This window comes from Oxynema aestuarii AP17, assembly GCF_012295525.1.
In the GTDB taxonomy this organism is placed as follows: Bacteria; Cyanobacteriota; Cyanobacteriia; order Cyanobacteriales; family Laspinemataceae; genus Oxynema; species Oxynema aestuarii.
Map to the genome: position 1 here is coordinate 3,305,270 of NZ_CP051167.1, position 19,731 is coordinate 3,325,000.

Consider the following 19,731-nt stretch of genomic DNA (forward strand, 5'->3'; position numbering starts at 1 on the left):
ATATAAAATTATAAACTCCGATTAAATCCCCTATAACCCAAGCAGGTAAATCGATCGATCCCCATCGAGCTAGACGAGGGATTGCAGGAGAATTAGGCCAATCACAATATCTTTCCTTCCCAGCGATCCCTATGAACAGCTCAACTTGTGTAGGACTAGCCTGTCGCCACTGCACCCACTTCAGTCCCGAAGGACGCAGAGGCGGACAATGCCAACAACTAGGGGTTCCCGTGCGCGGGGGCTGGAAAGCTTGCTCTCTGGTGATGAAATCCTTTGCTCCTTCCTGGGAAGGACTGCAAGAGGCGATCGAATTGGAACGAGAAATTATTCACTTAGAACACGCTCTGTCTTTACAATCCGCATTACATTCCAGCGATCCTGAGTGCAACGCTGCCGAAAGTGTTTCTACTCCCAGTCATTCTTTAAGAAGATCGAACCCCCCGGAATCGGTAACATTTCGATAAAAAAATATCTTAAATTTTGGTAAACTTCAGCCCACCATTCGTTTCTACGTCATCGAGAACGAATGGTGGGTCGGTCTTTTTACTATTGAAATTGGTGCTAACTCCCGAGTCCCGATTCCCCACTCACTTGCCAATTTAAAAGGTCAAAAATTTTCCTCAAAAATTATTTATTCTTGAGGATCTTGCCAGGGTTCGACTTGGATGCCATCGCCAGCAAAAACAACTTTAAATAATGCAAAGCGATCGGTTTCTAGGGCTTCATTGGCTTTTAACTCGGGAAGGGGAGTTTCCCAAACTTGGCGATCGCCTTGTTCTTCAATCGCCCAATAATTAGCAATTTGTCCGTCTTCGGAAACTTGAACCCGATAGACCAAAGGCATTTTGGGCTGATTGTTACCTGCTTTTTGTTTCAAGTTGGTTTCGAGCAATTTTTGTAAATTGGCAATTTCTTCTGTATTTTGAATCTCTAAAGATTGCTGTTCCACCGAATCGAGTAACGCCCAAATTTGTTGGTATTGAAAATAAGTTTTGGGAGTCGCTTGGCTGCAGGTTGCGCGAACCGCATTACTTTTGAGTTGTTCTATATCGATCGCCGCCGCATTGGCGCCCATCATCGCCCCACCGATCGCCGACGGGGGAGATTGCGAACTTGTAGGCGGAGTTTTCTCTAAACTCGCTTCAATTTTTTCAATTAACGCTTTCGTCACGCTCAAATAACACTCAGACATGCCGCCATCGACTCGGGAAAACTCGCCATTTTTTGTTTTAACCTTCGCCAAGCGTAAAGCCCGAACAAAGCGCTCGCGAGCCTCATCCAACCCGTCGATGACTTCGCGAACTTCCTCATTGCTTTTGAGTTCGATTTCGCGACTGACATTATTATTAAAATAGCCAATAGAAACGAGTTCGACCAAGCCAAAATTGGTATGTAGTTCGATTTCTTGTTCGTCAGACAAACGGCGATCGATGCCATCTTTCTCGTTTTTCTGATTTTTTTCCTCAGCCAAGCGCAAAAAGAAGGTCGCATTATTCGCCGATTGCGTTAAAAAGGTGCGATCGCGCTTCGTTTCCGACGCCGAACCCTCCCCACTGCCCGATACAAGCTTGAGCTCCGCAGGGGCAGCGATTCTGACGGGTTCGCCATCATAAATTGCCTTTAACAACACCACCCGACCGACCCCCATTAACGAGGCGGGGTGACTTTCGAGCAAGCCTTTTTCATACTGCGATCGCGCCCGGTCTAAATCGCCGAGGGCTTCGTAAATCTTGCCCAAAGAAAATTGAATCTCCGTGGGATCGTCGGGATTTAATGACAGGGCTTGTTCGTACTTCTTTTTTGCTTTCGCCCACTCACCTTTCTGGTAAAATTCCTGTCCTTCGCGGTAATAAAACGAGGCGACGCGAGGGGTGACGGAATGATTGATAAACCAGGTCCCCCCCGCCAAAGACAACGCCACCACAAACGTGACTTCCGCGTGCCAGTGGGGGGGAATTGGCGTGCTGGCGAGCATTTGTTCGACGCTTTTCTTACCCCGTTCCGTGAGGGCGCCTCCCGCGACCACCGCCAGTCCGGCCCCTTGTCCGATGGTGGCGAGGGTGCCGACAAAATCGAAACCGTGGGCGGCGGAAAAGGTTTGGGCCGTGCTGGTAATCCAGGTTCCAGCAAAGACCAAACAGACCACCGTGCCTAAGTTCCAGACAAAGTTCGGGCAGCGCGACCACCAGGGCTGTTGCGATCGCGGGGCGGGGATTTTTTCGGGAAACCACCACCACGCCGACTTGGGAGGTTTCAAACTGGCGCGATACTCGCTCAAGCGATCCCCATCGAGGTGGGCTTGATGAGTGAGCTGTTGGAAGCGGGCGTCGAGTTCGAGCAGGCGGGCGATATTCTCCGCACTGGCGCGGGTTTTTTCCGGTAAATGTTCTTCGATACAATCGCGGGCGAGCAGAACCGCGAGTAGGGGTTGAGGGGAAGGATGGGGAAGGCTGCGGGCGAAGCGATCGAGGGCGTCGGCATAGCGCACGATCGCCCGATCTAAAGTACAGCAAGGATTCTGGTCACTCAGCTCGCTCATCAGTTCGGCTCCCCAACGGGCGATCGCCTTTTGCACTCCCGAAAGTTTAATGGTTCTAGGGTAGCCGCTCTAGTTCCCCTCGGCAAATGCACGGCGATCGCAGCGCGACGCCAGAGGCGTATCGTCCATCAAGAGCCGAATTTAGATTAGCTTGAATATCCGTTGGGCCTAGTTAGACCAGGGACTGATATATAACTCTCCCGTTGGCGTAAATACAACTTTAAATTCGGCGATCGCTTCTTCGGCTTCCTGCGATTGCGGTAAGCTTTGCAGGGGAACTTCTTGCAGAAAATCATCCGCCTCCTCGCTCATCGGTTCGTAGGCGCTCAGTTCGCCGTCTTCGCCCATTTCAACCCGATAAATCAGATCGCTGTTGAAGGTCGGAATCGTTCGCCAGTTGACATCGACCATTTGATATAAGTTGTAGCGCAATTGTTGAACTTTTTGCGGGTCGGTAATTTTTGGTTGTTCGGGGGCGGGGCTTGGCGCCGTTCCGCCACCGCCTGCGGTCTGGAAATCTTCGGTATTCTCATCCGGATTATCCTCGGCTGCGGTCGCTCCATCGTTCGGGTTTTCCTTGTCCCCGGTCAGTTTTTCGACCACGTCGACGGCGACTTTCTCGGCATTAATCCGCTCCTCTTTGGCCACGATCGCCCCAGTCTCAATACTTTGTGCGATCTCCCGCTTGCCCACGAGCATGAACCATTTATACTCGTCGAGGGTTTCGGGTAAGGCAAATTGCTGACAATTGACCCAGTGGCGATTGGCTCGTTCTAGATCGCCAAGACGTTCGAGAGTATCGGCAAACAAGCAATTTGCCATTCCGGCGCCAAAGGGTTTGGCCTCGCGAACGGGAATTTTTTTGTCAATATCGATCGCCTTTTCTAGAGGAACGGCGGCCTGTTCGTAGAGTTTTTGTTCCCACAACGACCACCCGAGATTACGATACAATTGATAGCGCACGCGATCGTCATCGCCGACCCGTTCCAAACCCATGCGAAGGTAAGTTTCTGCCGTAATCGGATCCTTTTTTTCAATGTAGACCCGACCCATGTGGTTGAACCCGATCGCCATCCCCCGTTCTACGGCTTGTTTGTATTGACCCAGAGCTTTATCCAAATCGCCGAGGGATTCGTACACTTCTCCCAGGGCAATTTTGACTTCGACGTTGTCGGGATCGAGTTGAATCGCTTGTAAATATTTATCTGCCGCCGCCGTCAGATGCCCTTCTTGGTAAAGACTTTCTCCAGTAGCGTAGTAGACCTTACCAATGGCGGGAAGTTGACTGTTGAGTCCGTAAGCGCCGAGCAGCAGGAAGGCGGAAAACCCGAACATGACTTCGCTGTGATAGCGCGGGGCAATCCCCATCTGCTTGCAGGCTTTCTTGACTTTAGCTTTGCCGTCGCTGGTGAGGGCGCCTTTCCCCACGAGCGCCAATCCCGCCCCTTGGGCGAGGGTTCCGAAGGTTTCCATGACCCCCAACCCGCCGACGGAAAAGGCTTGAAAGGTACTGACCATAAAACTGCCCGTGAAAATTAAGGCGGCGGCGGTCAGGGTATCCCACAAGTTATCAAGACGATCCCACGGGTCGATTTCTTGCGGCGGTTGAAAATACCACCACCAGGAGGATTGTGAGGGGTTGAGGCTGGCCCGCCATCGATCCAAGTTGCCAAATTTGGCGATTTTACTGCTATTTTCTTGGAGTTGGCTATCTAATTCAAACAGTCGGGCAACGGTCTGTTCTGAAACTTTTGTTTTTTCGGCGATCGCCTCTTCCACGGCGTCGCGCGCCATTAACAGTTTGAGAATCCGCTCTCGACTCGGTTGATTCTCTTCCCCCTCAAATTCTATAAAAGCATTTTCGTAGCGGGCGATCGCTTCACTTAACTGCGTTGTAGTCGTAGACATTGCAACCCCATTAACAAGTAAATGTGTGTGGTATCACCCCGCGATCGAGACACCCTACTCGATCGAATTTCATCGCGTTCAAATATAGCAAAACTTTTGGGGTTAGAACGATGGCGATCGCCGCCGCTACCGGGATACGATCGGCGATCGTATAAAAAGGGTGAAGGGTGACGAGGAATATACTCCGGGGATACGAGTCAAAATGAAGGGGTTTTTCTCAATAGCTCGATCGAGAAAAGTCATCAGAGGCGATCGCCAGTTCGAGGAATTGCCAACATCAATGTTTGTATTAACTTTTATATAGTTCAAAAGCGGGCGTAGGCAACAGACTTAACTTAAATGATAATAATACAGTGACATTGAACACGGAGAAGGAGTTTATCGAATTGTGAAAGTATTAATTTTACATAACCTTTATCAAATCCCTGGGGGCGAGGATGAGGTGGTCAAAGTCGAGCAAGAATTACTTGAAGCCCACGGACACTCAGTCCGGTTATTTAAAGTCGATAACGATGAGATTGCTGGAGCGGCGGGAAAACTTAAAACGGCATTCAACGCGATTTATTCGCGATCGTCAAAACAACGAGTTCTAAAAGAAATACATCAGTTTCAACCGAATGTCGTTCACGTTCACAATTTTTTTCCCTTATTTTCTCCCTCCGTTTACGATGCCTGTCACGAAGCGGGCGTCCCCGTGGTTCAAACCTTACACAATTACCGACTGTTCTGCTCCAATTCCTATTTTTTCCGCAATGGGGGACCGTGCGAAGATTGCCTGGGGAAATGGTTTCCCTGGCCTGCCGTGGTTCACGGATGCTATCGAGACAGTCGGGTGGGATCGTTCGTCGTGGGAACCATGCAAGCCGTTCACCGTTGGCGCGGAACCTGGCGCGATCGCGTGGATCGCTACATCGTCTTGAGTGAGTTTGCGCGCCATAAGTTTATCGAAGGGGGCATCCCCGCCGAAAAAATTTCGCTCAAGCCTAACTTTCTAGCACCGGATCCGGGCATGGGGCAAGGGCGGGGGGGTTACGCGCTGTTTGTCGGGCGACTGTCTCCGGAAAAAGGCATCGATATTTTGCTCGCCGCGTGGGAACATCTCGGTCAGAAAATCCCGCTCAAAATTCTCGGGAGTGGACCGTTGACCCCGGTGGTGGAAAGGGCGGCGAGGGCGGCGATCGCCGGGGTGGAGTATCTGGGAAGACAGCCCAAGGATCGGGTGTTGGCGTTGATGAAAGAGGCGAGTCTGTTGATGTTCCCGTCTTTGTGGTACGAAGGGTTGAGCATGACGATCCTTGAAGCCTATGCGGTGGGTTTGCCCGTGGTGGCGAGCAATTTGGGGACGATGTCTACTGTGGTGAAGCCGGGGCGCACGGGGTTGCATTTCCGTGTCGGGGATGTGGGCGATTCGATCGAGAAAGTGGAGTGGGCGATCGCCCATCCGGAACAGATCGACGCCATGCGCCAGGAAGCGCGATCGCAGTTCGAGCGCCATTACACTGCCGAACGCAATTACCAACAACCGATCGAAATTTATCAGTTAGCCGGGGCCAGCTCGGTTTGAAACGGTTCGTGTAACTGTTGCCATCGGGGAAATCTACAACGATCGCCGCATCTCGAAGCGGAGGAGATCGACCCTATGGGCGATCGCAACGGATGAGACAGACTAATCTCGGCGATAAGAAAACCGAGCAACTGGCTCGATTTTGGTGAAAAAATATGTTGTTTAATATTAATTAAGTTAAGATAGTTTGAAGTTTATAGTATTTTTATAATCAAACCGAAAAAATCATTATACGGACATCGCGTAAATTCTCCGTCTGCCCGTCAATAGCAGTGGCATTTACGCAATCATACGAGGGATTGACCGATGAGCGCTAACGAGACGAGCAACAGCCGAAGCACGAGCAGAAGCAGCAGCCGTCGTCGCCGGACCAATTCAGCCAAAACGAAGTCAGAAGAGACAACTGAGGTGAAGCCGATGGCAGACCAGGAAACAGAAAACGCAAAAACTGATAACGGAACTGAAGCGAGTAGCCTTGCCGTGAAAGATAAAGAAACCCCCAAAGATACAAAAGGCGGATTGCAACTCTATAAAACCAGCAATCTCCCGGGAAATCGCCCGATCGCCGCCAGTACCTTAAAACTTGCCGAAAATAACCCCATGTATGGCAACCGTCCGGTCTCCGCGAGTACCTTGCAGGTCGTCGATACGATGAACTCCTCCGGGATTCGCCCCATCAGCCAGAGTGCGATCGAAGTCGCCGACACCCTCAAAGTCTCCGGATTGCGCCCGATCGCCGCCAGCCACCTGACCATTTACGACCGCCTGATGGGCAACCGTCCGATCGCCTCTAACGAGATCGACGACAGCACCGAACTCATGGGTTTTCTCGACTAAGCTCCCGTAACGGGAACGCTCCTTGCCAACCGCCTCCATCGGCGATCGCACCGTGCGGTCTTGCGAACCGGATGAAGGCGGTTATTGCGATCGACTCAAATCCGCAGAGGGACTGACCGGGCGATCGCCCTTGCTGCGCCGACCGTCCGGACTTTGATAGCGACTCAACAGCGCCGCAAAGCGCTTGTAATCCACGGGTTTATTCAAATATTCCGCCGCCCCCAAAGCCATCCCCTGATTTTTATCCTCCACAAACGTCACCATAATCACGGGAATATGCGCCAATTGCGGATCCGCCTTGAGCGCGGACAATACCGCCCACCCGTCCATACTCGGCATCATCACATCTAGGGTAATCGCATCCGGGCGCAGTTCCTTCGCCAACTCTAATCCCAGGCGACCGCTTGCAGAAGCGCGCACCCGAAACCCCTCCTTCGTCAGCGCCCGAGAAATCAAATCCCGGGAAGCCGGATCGTCGTCGATCGCCAAAACCATCGCCTTGGGGGGCAACACCGCCGAGGGCGATCGTAAGGTTCTCCCCGATCGCGAATCCCCGACCCCCTCCGACTCGTCCTCGGCGTCGTCGTCCGCCGCCATCCCTTCGAGACGAACCTGTGCGGGTAAAACCACCGTAAACGTCGAACCGCGACCGACTTCGCTTTCGACCCTAATGTGGCCGCCCATCATCTCACAAAAACGCTGGCCGATCGCCAATCCCAGCCCCGTTCCCCCGTACTTGCGCGTCGTCGAAGCATCCGCCTGTCGGAACGCTTGAAATAACTTCGCTTGTTGCTCTGGGGAAATGCCAATCCCCGTATCGCCGACCTTAAAAACAATCCGGGGGCGATCGTCACCCTCTCCCGTCTCTCCACCCTCGCGCCGAATTTCGAGGCTAATTTCGCCGTTATCGGTGAACTTGCACGCATTGCTGAGTAAATTCAACAACGACTGGCGGACTTTAATATAGTCGGCGTGCATCGTTCCCAACTCTTCGGGCATTTTCAGAATCAAGCGGTTATTATTTTGCTGGGCGAGCGGTTCGATCGTGCTGGTAATTTCTTCAATTAAATCCCTTAACTCGAACGTTTCCAAACATAAATCCATTTTCCCCGCTTCAATTTTGGAAATATCGAGAACGTCGCTAATCAAGGCCAATAACTGCTTACCTGCGGTGCGAATTTTTTGCAAATCCGGGGTCATTTCTTCATAACCAAAATCCCGGGCATCTTCTTGCAGCATTTCGCTGTAGCCGATAATCGCGTTGAGGGGGGTTCGCAATTCGTGGCTCATGTTCGCCAGAAACGTACTTTTGGCGCGGTTGGCGGCTTGGGCGGCTTCCGCCGCCATTTGTAACGCCCGAGAGCGGTCTTCGAGTTGGCGGTTGCGGACTTCCAAACTGGTGAGCAAGCAGGCGACTTGCTGGGCCATCGTGTTGAGGGTGGACGAGAGCACGCCGATTTCGCTGGCCGATCGCACGGGCGATCGCGCAGTCAAATCCCCACTGGCTAAAAGTTTCGCCGTTTCGGTCACTTGGCGCAAACTGCGGCTGAGATTGAAGACAAAGGCGATCGCCACGGGCATCAAGATCAAACTGGCGACGAAGGCGACAAACAACAGCAATTGATTGCGACTGGCGGCGGCGATCGCCTCTTGCGCCAACAAGCGCATCCCCTCGTTATCGCCGACAGCTAAGCTATCCAACCGCCCGAGTAACGCACTCATCTCGCTTTCGATGCGATTCGACGCCAGCCAACTGCCACCCACGGCGGTCCAGGTCAGCCCCAGCAACGCCACCAGCAGCCCGATCGCCGCAATTTGGATTTCTCCCTTAAATCCGCTTCTCGATAGCCCTGCGGCCCAGGGATAGTTCTGGAGGAACGGGTCCGGGCGCACCGGGGCGTCACTTTGCCAAATTTGATCGATCGCCCCGTCGGCGCGCACCCGACCGATACGAACGGTTTTCCAAGTATGTTGGGTTTTCCCGTCGAGTTTGACCGCCCCTTCCGGCGCCATAATTTCTAAATTTTTGAGGGCGGCGCGGACTTGACCGACCTCGGTGGAGCGCGCTTTTTCCACGGCCCGCTTCCACAGGTAAAGTCCCATATAACTCGCTTCGATCGGATTGTCGGTGACGCGATCGCTGCCGTATTTTTCCCGATAGGCGCGCACGAATTGCCGATTTTCCGGACTGTCGAGGGTTTGAAAGTAATTCCAGACCACCAGATGACCCACCAACGGTTCGGCGCCGATCGCCCGGATTTCATCTTCGGCGATACTCGCCGACATCACCGGAAGGCGATCGGGGGTGAATCCCGCCTCGCGCAGCTTGCGGAAAAAGGCGACGTTACTATCGCCGTTGAGAGTATTGAAAATCGCATCCGGTTGTACGGTTTGAATATGGGCGATCGCCGTCTCGACCTCTTGAGACCCCAACGGAAGGTACTCTTCCCCAACTAACTCGGCCCCGTGCGCCGCTAACTGCGCTTTGACAATTTGATGGGCCGTGCGCGGAAAAATATAGTCCGACCCGAGCAAGTAAATCCGGCGCAACCCGCGTTCGAGCAAGTAATCGACGGCGGGAATAATTTGTTGGTTGGGGGTCGCTCCCGTATAGACAATTTGGGGAGCGCATTCGAGTCCCTCGTATTGCAAGGGATAAAAGAGCAAACCGTCGTATTTTTCTAAAATCGGCAAAACCGCTTTGCGACTCGCACTCGTCCAACAGCCGAAAATCGCCGCACAGCGATCGACCTCCAACAGCTTTTTCGCTTTCTGGGCAAAGGTTTTGAGGTCGCTGGCTCCATCTTCGACCGCGACTTCCAGGGAGCATCCGAGAACGCCCCCACTGGCGTTAATTTCCTCAACCGCCAACAGGAGGGCGTCTACGAGCGATCGCTCGCTAATCGACATCGTCCCCGTCAGGGAATGCAACACCCCGATGCGGATGGCTGCGTGGTCGCCTTGCAGGTTGGAAGGACTGGGGATGGGGGTTTGACTGGTTGGTTTATCGAACGCCGTCGGACCTTGTGTCATTGTTTTTAACGCGCTTGTTGTGAAGCTATCTGGTTGTCAATTAGGTGGGGCGATACGCCTCTGGCGCCGCGTTGCGAACGCCCGAAGTATGAAAATAAGGCTCTCATCCGAGGTTTGACGTCGGTCGGACTCTCCCTCAAGCTAGTCTGCGCGATCGCGCGGGAGTTACGAATTTAACTCCATCGAGGTCGATCGGTGTGAGTGCGTTGAGGTTCGATCGGTCTTCTTGCGGTTGAGGTTTTTTTCTTGAAGCGATCGAATAAACGTCAGACTTCCACCCGGTATTGACAGCCTTTTCGCCCTCAGTTTTTCGACCGTCGCGATCGTGTTTTGCCTTGAATTCTCTTACACTCCTTCAGACGGATAATGTATCTAAAAAGTAAAATTTCTTCGCTTTTGTGCGTTTCAGTGCTTTTGCTATATATAGCAATTCTTACCCCAGCCGTGCAATTAAGCCCCACAATGGCGATCGCGTAGGGTACGCTATAGCCTTCGGCATGACTTCCCTACTGTAGTTAGCCTCTGCACGGGAGAATCTCCTCCCCCCAGATTACCCCCCCTTCAACGGTCCCTCAGTCCGATTTGAAAGTGCTCTATTTAAACTAACGTTCGGTCTCTGACCAAACCAGGGCATAATCATCTGTGACATGAGTTTTCCCGTTACGATCCCCAGCTATTTTTCAGACCGATCCTGGGGACGGTTACCCCTCGCGGGTCGTTCAAATTATCGAGGTCATTTATGTACCCGTTTCGTTTCATCTCTTTCGTTTTGTGTACTCTGTTGGTCTGTTCCACGGTATTGACCAGTTGTACGACATCCAACAGCGCCACAGACGACAGTCAACTCGAACAAAAAGTGTTGGAAGTCATTCGCGAAAATCCCCAAGTGATTCTGGAGTCGGTCCAACAGTATCAACAACAAAAAGAAGAGCAGATGCAGCAAGCTCGCCAAAAGTTCTTACAGCAAATGCTCGAAAATCCCGGTTCGACGATTGAAGATTCCCCCACCAAAGGAGCGAGCGATCGCAAAATTGTTTTATTAGAGTTTTCTGACTTTCAATGTCCTTTCTGCGCCCGGGCTCACGAAACCGTGAAAACTTTTATGGAAAAGCATAACGATACGGTGACCTTGGCTTACAAGCACTTGCCCCTAGCCAGCATTCACCCCCAAGCAATCCCCGCCTCAAAAGCGGCTTGGGCCGCCCAACAACAAGATAAATTTTGGGACTATTACGATGCCTTGTTCGAGCAACAAAATCGATTGGGCGAAGAACTTTACTTAGAAACTGCTCGTAATTTGAAGTTAGATCTCGAACAATTCAACCGCGATCGCGAAAGTCAAGCCGCCACGGATGCCATTGACAAAGATCTCCAATTGGCTAAAACCCTCGGCATTAACGGGACGCCCTTTTTTATTATGAACGGCGAAACTTTTGCCGGGGCTGTCGAATTATCTGAAATGGAAAATGTTTTGGCTAAAGTTAAAAATTCGATGAACTAAGGCGATCGCCCAACCACTGCCAAGCAAAGATCGTTTGCTGCCCGGTTAAAGCTAAAACTACCAGCCACGTTAGGATTAAAATATCTGCATAATCCGAACTTCCAGGAACGAAATAAACCGGGCCGCTTTCCGATCGCACGTTTTGCAACATATACCACGCAAAATAGCTTTCAATTAAAAACATCACCCCCATCACCTGGAAATTCAACCGCACTGTATCGGTTAACTGTTGACTGTTCCCCTGGTCAGGGCGATCGCCAGGGGAACTGGTTGTTGCTTCCGAACGACTCCAACTCCACCAAATCAGCAAACCGAAAACTAAAACAGCACTGAATAAATCGTGAGCAATTCCGTAATATGGATGCCAATTTTTCGGACCGTACATCATCCACAGTTCGACGATCGCCCGCACAATCATATTTCCTAAAAAAATACCGTAAATTTGCCGAGATTTAGGTGCTAATCGGCGATCGCAAATTACTAAACTGGGTAAAAAATACCAAAACCACAACGCATACGCCAACCACAGTAATTTCGGTAAGGCAATCCCGCCGCCGACCCCATTCATAAAATTTTGATAGATATAAAAATAGACTGCCGTTCCTCCCAGCAGTAATAAAATCGTAAAATAGGCAATCTGAAGACCGGAAATTGTAGTTTTTAAAAACTGCATGATCTTAAAAATGATTGACGAATTTATAGCAGTAAAGTCCACTTTTTTAAGGGGGATTTAGGGGGATTCTCCCTACCTTATTCAATTACAAAACACGATAAAATAGAATCCTTTAACTCGCACGATCGCACGCCGTCGTCCATTCCAACGCTTCAATCGGATCGAGTCGGAACGGTTGCGAATGAACCGCTTTAATTAACTCTCCCTTGTACGCCTCATCGCCGAGGGGATAATTGCGACGTCTGCGAATTCCCGGATGACTGAAAATATTCAGTGCAAAAAAGCTCAACGTCATCAACCCATCGGTACAGTTGACCCCAAAATTCATCCGTTTGAGAATCGAAGGAAGGCTAAAAAATTTAACCCTCGCTTCGTGTGCTAATTGTTCTAATTCTTCCCGAGGGGTTTTTTTCGGTTCAAAGGGAATCGAACCGTAACGATAATTCGGATCTAACCACCAGCGATCGAATAATAACCGTCCTTCCGCTTTCATGCGATCGTAAAGTGCCGTTCCCGGGAAAGGGGTTAAATGATTGAAGGCGATCGCGTAAAACTTATGTTTCGTGGCAAAATCCATCGCCGATTGAATCGTCTCCGCACTATCTTCGTCGTATCCAACTAAAAACATCCCGTAAATACGAATCCCATGACGGTGCAAATTTTCGACGGCAACTTCATAGCCGCCATTCATTAAATTAAATCCCTTGTCCATTCGTTTTAAATTATCTGGATGGACGCTTTCAAACCCAATGAGCAATCCTTGACAGCCACTAGCTTTTAAAAGTTCTAAAAACTCTTCGTCGTGAGCCGCATTAATACTGCACTGACTGACCCAGCGAATTTTTAAGGGGATCAATTCTTTGAAAAATGATTTGGCGCGCTCTAAGTTCGAGGTTATATTATCGTCACAAAAGACAATAAGCGGTTTTTCGATCTTTTTTAATTCTGCTAAAGCTTCCGCATGGGGACGACGGCTTTGGGAATTGCCGAAGGCAGTTTGAATGCTGCAAAAATCGCATTTAAAATGACACCCGCGTCCGACTTCTACAAAGGCTAAGGGTAAATAGGGTTTTCCTTGAAAAATAGAGCGATCGACCTGAAAACCACCTAGTTTTGGTCGGCTATTGCGTTTGTAAACCCGACGCAAACAACCATTTTGAAAGTCTTCGATGACGTTAGACCACAAGCCCTCGGCTTCGCCAATGACGATCGCCTCGGCATAATCGCTTGCTTCTTCGGGCATTAAGGTGACGTGAAAACCGCCCATGACGACGGGGATTTGTCGTTGTCGGTAAAGGGAGGCAATCTGATAGGCGCGGCGGGCGGAGGTGGTTTGAATGGCGGTAATGACGACTAAATCTGTGGGGCGATCGTAAGGAATTTTTTCGGTGCGATCGTCGTAAAATTCGATCTCGATTTCTTTGGGGGTCAATCCTGCAATAATCGCTGGGGCGAGGGGTTCCAATTGCCAGGTTCCTACATAGTTTTCGCCCAAACGATGACCGACAGCCGGGTAAATAATGGTCAGTCTCATGGTTTACCGCCATAGTCGATAGAAGAGGGACGATCGCGCGGTTTGAAAGGGATCGATTGAGGAAGTTTACGGGGGCGATCGCCTAATTGTTCTGCACGATAACAGCCAAGTTTGAAAAAGGCATCGCAGCGAAAAGAATCTTTACGTTTTTAGGGTAGGTTAACCGGGTTGAGTTGGAGCTAAATTTTAGCTCTTAAAGGCGCATTTCGACGTGATGTTCTTGTCCGGGGGATGGGGGTGGGGTTTGGGTTGCGATCGCCTGTCGCCATTTCCAAATATAAGGGGCGAGTAAATCGGGAGGAATTAATTTATAAGCAGTTTTACCGAAGCGATCGATATTCTGTTGTTGTTGGTTTAAAATTTTGACATCCTGATAGATAATCCAGCGTGACATCGGTTCAAAAAAGAGGCGAATGAGCCAACCGATCGCCCCAAAACGAAAGGTGATGACGGTATAAACTTCGGTTTCGCGATCGCTCAGTGGGGTGCAAGAAGAGGTGATGATATAGTGGCGGCGATCGGAAAAAATATAGTCTACGCGACTGGTGGCGGGGGCGATAAAGCGATCGGTATGTTGCAGTCGAGCACGTTTTTGAGAGAGTAAGGACCAGACCAAACTGTTCTCGCGGGGTTCCTCGAAATATTCGGCAACGGCGCCGTCTTCGAGGCTACGGACGATCGCCCGCACGGGTTTGGCGGTGGGGGCGCGAAACCAGAAGCGATGGACGAAAGTCGCGTGGGGACAGTCGAGAAAGTTTTCCAAACAGCTTGCGACGGGGGCGCGAAAGCGGGTTTTCAGGTGAAAGGTAGTCCAGCCGCGATCGCCCAAATGGGGAAAGGACGAGGGGCGATCGCGGGTCGGGCGATCGCCCACGCAGACCCAAACATAGCCGTCTTGTTCGACACAGGGATAAGCTTTGACGCGCAACTGCTCGGAAATCGCCGTATTTTCGGGTAAGGCGGGAATGTCTACGGCGCGACCGTCGGTGTGGTAGCGCCAGCCGTGATAGGGACATTCCAGCAGTCCGCCGCAGTTCTTGCCCGCCGATAACGGGGCGTTGCGGTGGGCGCAGCGATCTTCGAGGGCGCCCGGTCGTCCGTGACGATCGCGGAACAAGACGAAGGGGCGATCGAACAGGGCGAACGGGACCGGGCGATCGGCCAATTCCCGGGCGCGACAGGCGATATACCAGTAATTTTCGAGCATGGCGGTCGGCGTCGGTCGAACTTCCACGGGACGGGTTTAGCCGTAAGATTCCTCCGGTTCTTTCCCGTCGGGCATCAAGACGGCGCGTTTGGACACCGAGAGCATTTCTAAAAACACGAACGTCAGATAAACCGGATTTAAGAATAAGTAGCGCTTCCACAAGCGACCCGGTTCTTGAATGAGGCGAAACAGCCATTCGAGGCCGAGATTTTGCATCCAGGAAGGGGCTTGGGGCAGCACTCCGGCATGAAAGTCAAAGGCGGCGCCGACGGCGAGTAAGGGCATACTGAGTTCGTCGCGATACTCGTAAGCCCAGACCTCCTGACGGGGGCAACCCAAGCCGACAAAGGCGATCGCGGCGCCACTGTCTTTGATGCGTTGGATGACTTCTTGTTTTTCTTCCGGGTTGAGGCGGCGGAATTTTGAGGGTTCGGCGCCGACGACTTTGAGATTGGGGAATTTTCGTTTGAGATTGTCGAGTAACTGGTCGAGGGTTTCCTGTTTGCTGCCGTAAAAATAGACTGGAACCCCTTCGCTGGCGGCGGCGGTGAGTACTTTGAGGGTCATGGTCGGACCGTAAACGCGATCGGGCAGTTTGACCCCGTGAATCCAATTTAACGCCCAGCGCACGGGTTGGCCGTCCGGAGTGACCAGATCCAGACCGTTGAGGCGGCGGCGGTGAACCGAATCGTAAAATCCGGTCATGACGCCGTGAACGGCTAGGGCCGATACTGCCAGGGGCGATCGCGATTTCGCGGCCCGCACGATCGCATCGACGGCGTATTCATAATCAATGGCGGAGATTTGCACCCCTAACACCGGGTATTTTCCTCGATTAATCACGCCAAACACCTCTTTGCAATGATGGTTGTCTGATGGAAACGAGCCATTAGACGCGCGCTAACGGCTCGATGAGATAGGGCGATCGTACAGGTAATCGCGATCGCGTGGATGCTGTTAGCCCCAATTCGAGTCAATCCCTCGGACGGCGATCGATCGGGCCTAGGTCCAGCGCGTTTTGTTGAAATCGTAAATCTCTTGGAAAATATCGCGGACACTCGGATAGGTCAGCTTCCAATCCGGGTAATGAGATTTAAACTTGCTCAAATCGCTGATGTACCAGATGTGATCCCCCATGCGGTTGGTCTCGGTGTAACTGGTGTCCATCTTTTTCCCGGTGATTTCCTCGCACATGGCGATCCCTTCGAGAACCGAGGTATTGCTTTCGCGACCGCCGCCGAGATTGTACGCTTGCGCGACCCGGGGCTTTTTGAAAAAGGCATCGATCGCCCGAATCACGTCATTACAGTGGATCACGTCGCGCACCTGTTTCCCTTTGTAACCGATCACCGTGTAATGGGTTCCCGTCATCGCGCAACGCATCAAATACGACGGAAAACCGTGCAGTTGGGCCCCGGAATGTTGCGGGCCACTCAAGACGCCGCCGCGAAACGCTGCCGTTTTGATGTTGAAATAGCGCCCGTATTCCTGCACCAACAAGTCCGCCGCCGCTTTCGACGCGCCGAACAGCGAGTGCATACTGTTATCGAGGCTCATCTCTTCGGGAATGCCATTTTGGTACGGATGGGACGCATCGAGTTCCCAGCGTTTTTCCAGTTCCACCAACGGCAACGTGTTGGGGCGATCGCCGTAAACTTTATTGGTGGACAGATGCACGAATACCGTCTCGGGACAATGCTGACGCGTGGCTTCGAGCATCACCAACGTCCCATTCGCATTAATCGAAAAATCCGTAAACGGTTCTTTCGCCGCCCAATCGTGGGACGGTTGCGCCGCCGTATGGACGACTAAGGCGATGTCCGACTTGTATTTCTCGAAAATGGGCGAAATCTGCTCCCAATTGCGGATATCCGCTTCGTGATGCTCGTATTTGTCCCCGAGAACTTGTTCGATCCGTTCTCGGTTCCACCGGGTAGACGACTCTTTACCGAAAAAGTATTGACGCATGTCGTTGTCGATCCCGACAACTTTATAGCCTTCTTTCCCGTAAAATAGGGCCGCTTCCGAACCGATCAGTCCCCCAGACCCGGTGACGACGACTACAGACATTGATTTCTCCTGTTTCCTGTTGTTTCGATTTGCACGATACGCCCCCAGCACGAAGCCGGAATCATTGGCCTCTCCCGATTATACGAGAAGGGTTTAGCTGCCTACAGGCGTAGAATTTCGGAAGATTTGAGGGAGTTTCAGGGGATTTCGAGCGATCGCAGCGCGATCGCCCCCCACAACTCCCGAACGCGCACCCTATATCCGAAGGTTTCAGGCTCCAGAGCCATGTAATAACTCTCGATAGGTTAACATTAACTTTTCGGATAACTTCTCCCACGTAAACTTTTCTAAAACTTTGCGATATCCCGCTTCTCCCATTGCCGCTCGCAACGAGGGATTCGTTAATAACTCCAGGATCTTTTCCGCCAGCAGCTCGGGATCCGCTCCCACTACAAAACCGTCGATTCCCTCGTCGATCGTGTCCCGAATCGGGGGAATATCTCCACCAATTGCGGGTTTTTTCATCATCCACGCTTCGGTATAAACCCCGCCGAAACTTTCCTGAAGGGACGGGACGCATAACAGATCGCAGGCGGCGAGGGCGTCGGTTTTTTCTTGCAAGCTGACGCGACCGATTTCGATGAATCTCGGATCGTCAATGGTGGCGAATAACTTTTTAGAAAATGGCGTGCGCGGTCCGATAAACACTAAGCGAAGTTCGGGAATTTTTTTGAGTAAACGCTGTCCGGCTTCGAGTAAGGTTCTAATGCCTTTATATTTGTATTTTTGACCGATAAATAAGACGGTGGGCCGATCGGACAGGCGATATTTTTCGCGGAAGCTTGCCGGGTCGGCGCGATCGGCCACCAACGGCCCGATTCCAGTGATGACAATGCGCTCCGCTTTCACTCCTAATTCGATTAACGTTTGTTTTTCCGTTGGGGTCAAAGCGATGACGCGATCGGCTTGGCGGTATAAATTAATATATTGTTTGTAATTCCAGCCCACCCAGCGCGGGTGATGCAATGGGGTAAAAATAAAGGGTAAATCTAATTTACGGGCGACTTTGAGCGAGGCATAACTGAGATTTTCACGACCCATTCTAATGTTGTGAATGAGGTCGCGATCGCGAGCCAGTTCTTCAATTTGCGGCACTAAAGTATTAGAAATTTTTTCGATCGCCCGCGTTTTAATCCCGTAGTAACCCAAGACATAAGGAATGAGCGGCAAGCGCTGTTTTTCGGGAATATTAATCTGGAAAACTTCCACCCCATCTAGTTCGTACTGCTGGGAATCCTTCGGCGCGTTTAACGTCGTTCCCAACAACCAATCGGTACGATTTTCACACCAGTGCGTCCCCACGCGCACCCGATGGTCTCGCGCTAACAGCGATGCTACTTGATGGGTGTGTAACTGCGCCCCTCCAATCGAAGGAGGATAGGCGGCGATCGTGTACAGAAGATTTAAAGAAAGGTCATTCATGCTCGATGCTCGATCTCTTTCAGGTCAAGGGTTAACAACAGAGTTAAAATTTATACCTAAAGTTTCTTAAACTTACTCACTTTTTATACTAAAATAAAAATCTGAGTAAGTTTAGAAGGACTGAAGCCGCAAAAATCGCGGATTTCATCATCTCCATTGTTTTCTACTAGTCTTTATGGTAGCTGAACTTAGCCGAACAAAAAGAGGGTTGAGGAGTTAAAAAAAGTCAGTGAAAGGCTTTAAGACCAAACTAGACTTAAATAACCGACAACGAACGCTGATGGCGAAACACGCAGGAGTCGCTCGACACGCTTGGAATTGGGGACTGGCTACCTGTAAGGAAATATCAGAAACCGGAGGTAAACTCCCGAGTGCTATAGACTTACACAAAAGATTAGTCGCCGAGGTAAAAAGCCAGAATCCTTGGTACTATGAGGTTTCCAAATGTAGCCCTCAAGAAGCGTTGCGTCACCTCAATAAAGCGTTTAAGCGAGTTGGGCAAGTCAAAGGAACAGGTTTCCCCAAGTTTAAGAAAAAGAAGGTCAAAGAGAGTTTTTACCTGGAAGGAAGCATTAAAATTTCCGGTGATTGGGTGAAGCTACCTCGGCTCGGTTGGATAAAAAGCCACGAACAGTTACCGCCAGTCCATCCTAAAAACGTCACGATCGGTAAACGAGTAGGGGACTGGTATATTGCCTTCAAAATTGATTTTGAACCATCCCCCCAACCCCCCTTTGAAAGGGGGGCGAAGGGGGGATAGAGAGCGGATTGGGGTAGATGTAGGAATCAAAAGGCCACCCTGAGCGATGGTAAAATCTATCCCAATCCGAAAGCTTATCGTCAGGCTCAGAAAAAACTGGCCAAACTCCAGAAAGAACTAAGCCGCCGTCAAAAAGGAGGTAAAAACCGAGAAAAAACTAAACTCAAGTTAGCTAAGGCTCACCGACGTATCGCCGATATTAGAGCGGACTATTTACACAAGTTAACAACTTACTTAGCCAAAAACCACGGCGAAGTGAAAAGTGAAAAGGGGAAAGTGAAAAGGGGAAAGTGAAAAGGGGAAATTGAAGACTTAAATGTGTCAGGAATGCTCAAAAATCACAAGCTGGCTGGTGCGATCGCGGATGGTGGGTTTGATCAATTCCGTCGTCAACTTGAATATAAATGCGAGTGGTACGGGAGCAAATTAACATTGATTGACCCGTGGTATCCCAGTTCGCAGATCTGTTCCAACTGCGGACACCGACAGAAAATGCCCCTGGACCGAAGACAGTATGATTGTCCGAACTGTCACGCCTCCATAGATCGTGACTTAAATGCGGCAATTAATTTGGAAAACGCGGAGAGCTCAGCCGTGTAAGCAAGCGTGATGGAAAGGTCTCGGAAGATCCAAGCTAGGAACTAAACATCAAATGATTAAGTTTGAGTAAGTTTTAGAGAGCG

13 protein-coding genes and 1 pseudogene are annotated in these 19,731 nt (G+C 50.9%); 5 read left to right on the plus strand and 9 right to left on the minus strand.

Annotated features, from left to right (window positions below):
- The first annotated feature begins 131 nt into the window (after positions 1 to 131).
- Complete coding sequence (locus HCG48_RS13480) at positions 132 to 464, plus strand: hypothetical protein (protein WP_168567317.1); 333 nt, start codon at positions 132 to 134, stop codon at positions 462 to 464.
- A 167-nt stretch (positions 465 to 631) separates the two neighbouring features.
- On the opposite strand, the gene HCG48_RS13485 is transcribed toward HCG48_RS13480, so the two are convergent.
- Positions 632 to 2,539 carry a tetratricopeptide repeat protein gene (locus tag HCG48_RS13485; protein WP_168569619.1) on the minus strand — a complete coding sequence of 636 codons (1,908 nt, stop codon included), beginning with the start codon at positions 2,537 to 2,539 and terminating at the stop codon, positions 632 to 634.
- Positions 2,540 to 2,707: 168 nt separating this feature from the next.
- Entirely contained in the window at positions 2,708 to 4,447 is a 1,740-nt protein-coding gene (locus tag HCG48_RS13490) for a tetratricopeptide repeat protein (protein ID WP_168569620.1), read from the minus strand.
- 388 nt (positions 4,448 to 4,835) lie between these two features.
- Between HCG48_RS13490 and HCG48_RS13495 the strand changes: the two genes are divergently transcribed.
- Both HCG48_RS13495 and HCG48_RS13500 read left to right on the plus strand, forming a co-directional pair.
- Positions 4,836 to 6,011, plus strand: a complete 1,176-nt coding sequence (locus HCG48_RS13495) for a glycosyltransferase family 4 protein (protein WP_168569621.1) — start codon at positions 4,836 to 4,838, stop codon at positions 6,009 to 6,011.
- Between the two features lie 306 nt (positions 6,012 to 6,317).
- Entirely contained in the window at positions 6,318 to 6,848 is a 531-nt protein-coding gene (locus HCG48_RS13500) for a hypothetical protein (protein ID WP_168569622.1), read from the plus strand.
- An 81-nt stretch (positions 6,849 to 6,929) separates the two neighbouring features.
- Here HCG48_RS13500 and urtA read toward each other — a convergent pair whose 3' ends face one another.
- Positions 6,930 to 9,881, minus strand: a complete 2,952-nt coding sequence (gene urtA / locus HCG48_RS13505) for an urea ABC transporter substrate-binding protein (RefSeq protein WP_168569623.1) — start codon at positions 9,879 to 9,881, stop codon at positions 6,930 to 6,932.
- A gap of 739 nt (positions 9,882 to 10,620) precedes the next feature.
- Here urtA and HCG48_RS13515 point away from each other — a divergent pair.
- Complete coding sequence (locus HCG48_RS13515; protein ID WP_168569625.1) at positions 10,621 to 11,382, plus strand: DsbA family protein; 762 nt, start codon at positions 10,621 to 10,623, stop codon at positions 11,380 to 11,382.
- On the opposite strand, the gene HCG48_RS13520 is transcribed toward HCG48_RS13515, so the two are convergent.
- From HCG48_RS13520 to HCG48_RS13545, 6 genes are all read right to left on the minus strand, one after another.
- Positions 11,363 to 12,055 (minus strand): hypothetical protein, encoded by a 693-nt coding sequence (locus HCG48_RS13520; protein WP_168569626.1) that lies wholly within the window; start codon positions 12,053 to 12,055, stop codon positions 11,363 to 11,365. The two genes, HCG48_RS13515 and HCG48_RS13520, sit on opposite strands and share 20 nt — an antisense overlap.
- Positions 12,056 to 12,167: 112 nt before the next feature.
- On the minus strand, positions 12,168 to 13,589 hold the full coding sequence (locus tag HCG48_RS13525; RefSeq protein WP_210437030.1) for a B12-binding domain-containing radical SAM protein: 1,422 nt from the start codon (positions 13,587 to 13,589) through the stop codon (positions 12,168 to 12,170).
- Between the two features lie 193 nt (positions 13,590 to 13,782).
- Positions 13,783 to 14,823, minus strand: a complete 1,041-nt coding sequence (locus HCG48_RS13530; RefSeq protein WP_210437031.1) for an aromatic ring-hydroxylating dioxygenase subunit alpha — start codon at positions 14,821 to 14,823, stop codon at positions 13,783 to 13,785.
- Between the two features lie 9 nt (positions 14,824 to 14,832).
- Positions 14,833 to 15,639, minus strand: coding sequence for a WecB/TagA/CpsF family glycosyltransferase (locus tag HCG48_RS13535; RefSeq protein WP_168569627.1), 807 nt, complete (start codon positions 15,637 to 15,639; stop codon positions 14,833 to 14,835).
- Positions 15,640 to 15,798: 159 nt separating this feature from the next.
- On the minus strand, positions 15,799 to 16,866 hold the full coding sequence (locus HCG48_RS13540; RefSeq protein ID WP_168569628.1) for an NAD-dependent epimerase/dehydratase family protein: 1,068 nt from the start codon (positions 16,864 to 16,866) through the stop codon (positions 15,799 to 15,801).
- Positions 16,867 to 17,076: 210 nt separating this feature from the next.
- Positions 17,077 to 18,288: a glycosyltransferase family 4 protein gene (locus HCG48_RS13545; protein ID WP_168569629.1), complete on the minus strand. Its 1,212-nt coding sequence runs from the start codon at positions 18,286 to 18,288 to the stop codon at positions 17,077 to 17,079.
- A 229-nt stretch (positions 18,289 to 18,517) separates the two neighbouring features.
- Here HCG48_RS13545 and HCG48_RS26855 point away from each other — a divergent pair.
- Positions 18,518 to 19,648: pseudogene (locus HCG48_RS26855) on the plus strand (RNA-guided endonuclease InsQ/TnpB family protein).
- The last annotated feature ends 83 nt before the right edge of the window (positions 19,649 to 19,731 follow it).

Bases quoted from the DNA above. Each gene is read 5' to 3' on its own strand.
- HCG48_RS13485 (WP_168569619.1), bottom strand. From the start codon at position 2,539: ATGAGCGAGCTGAGTGACCAGAATCCTTGCTGTACTTTAGATCGGGCG.
- HCG48_RS13515 (WP_168569625.1), top strand. From the start codon at position 10,621: ATGTACCCGTTTCGTTTCATCTCTTTCGTTTTGTGTACTCTGTTGGTC.
- HCG48_RS13480 (WP_168567317.1), top strand. From the start codon at position 132: ATGAACAGCTCAACTTGTGTAGGACTAGCCTGTCGCCACTGCACCCAC.
- HCG48_RS13540 (WP_168569628.1), bottom strand. From the start codon at position 16,866: ATGTCTGTAGTCGTCGTCACCGGGTCTGGGGGACTGATCGGTTCGGAA.
- HCG48_RS13525 (WP_210437030.1), bottom strand. From the start codon at position 13,589: ATGAGACTGACCATTATTTACCCGGCTGTCGGTCATCGTTTGGGCGAA.
- HCG48_RS13520 (WP_168569626.1), bottom strand. From the start codon at position 12,055: ATGCAGTTTTTAAAAACTACAATTTCCGGTCTTCAGATTGCCTATTTT.
- HCG48_RS13490 (WP_168569620.1), bottom strand. From the start codon at position 4,447: ATGTCTACGACTACAACGCAGTTAAGTGAAGCGATCGCCCGCTACGAA.
- HCG48_RS13500 (WP_168569622.1), top strand. From the start codon at position 6,318: ATGAGCGCTAACGAGACGAGCAACAGCCGAAGCACGAGCAGAAGCAGC.
- urtA (WP_168569623.1), bottom strand. From the start codon at position 9,881: ATGACACAAGGTCCGACGGCGTTCGATAAACCAACCAGTCAAACCCCC.
- HCG48_RS13545 (WP_168569629.1), bottom strand. From the start codon at position 18,288: ATGAATGACCTTTCTTTAAATCTTCTGTACACGATCGCCGCCTATCCT.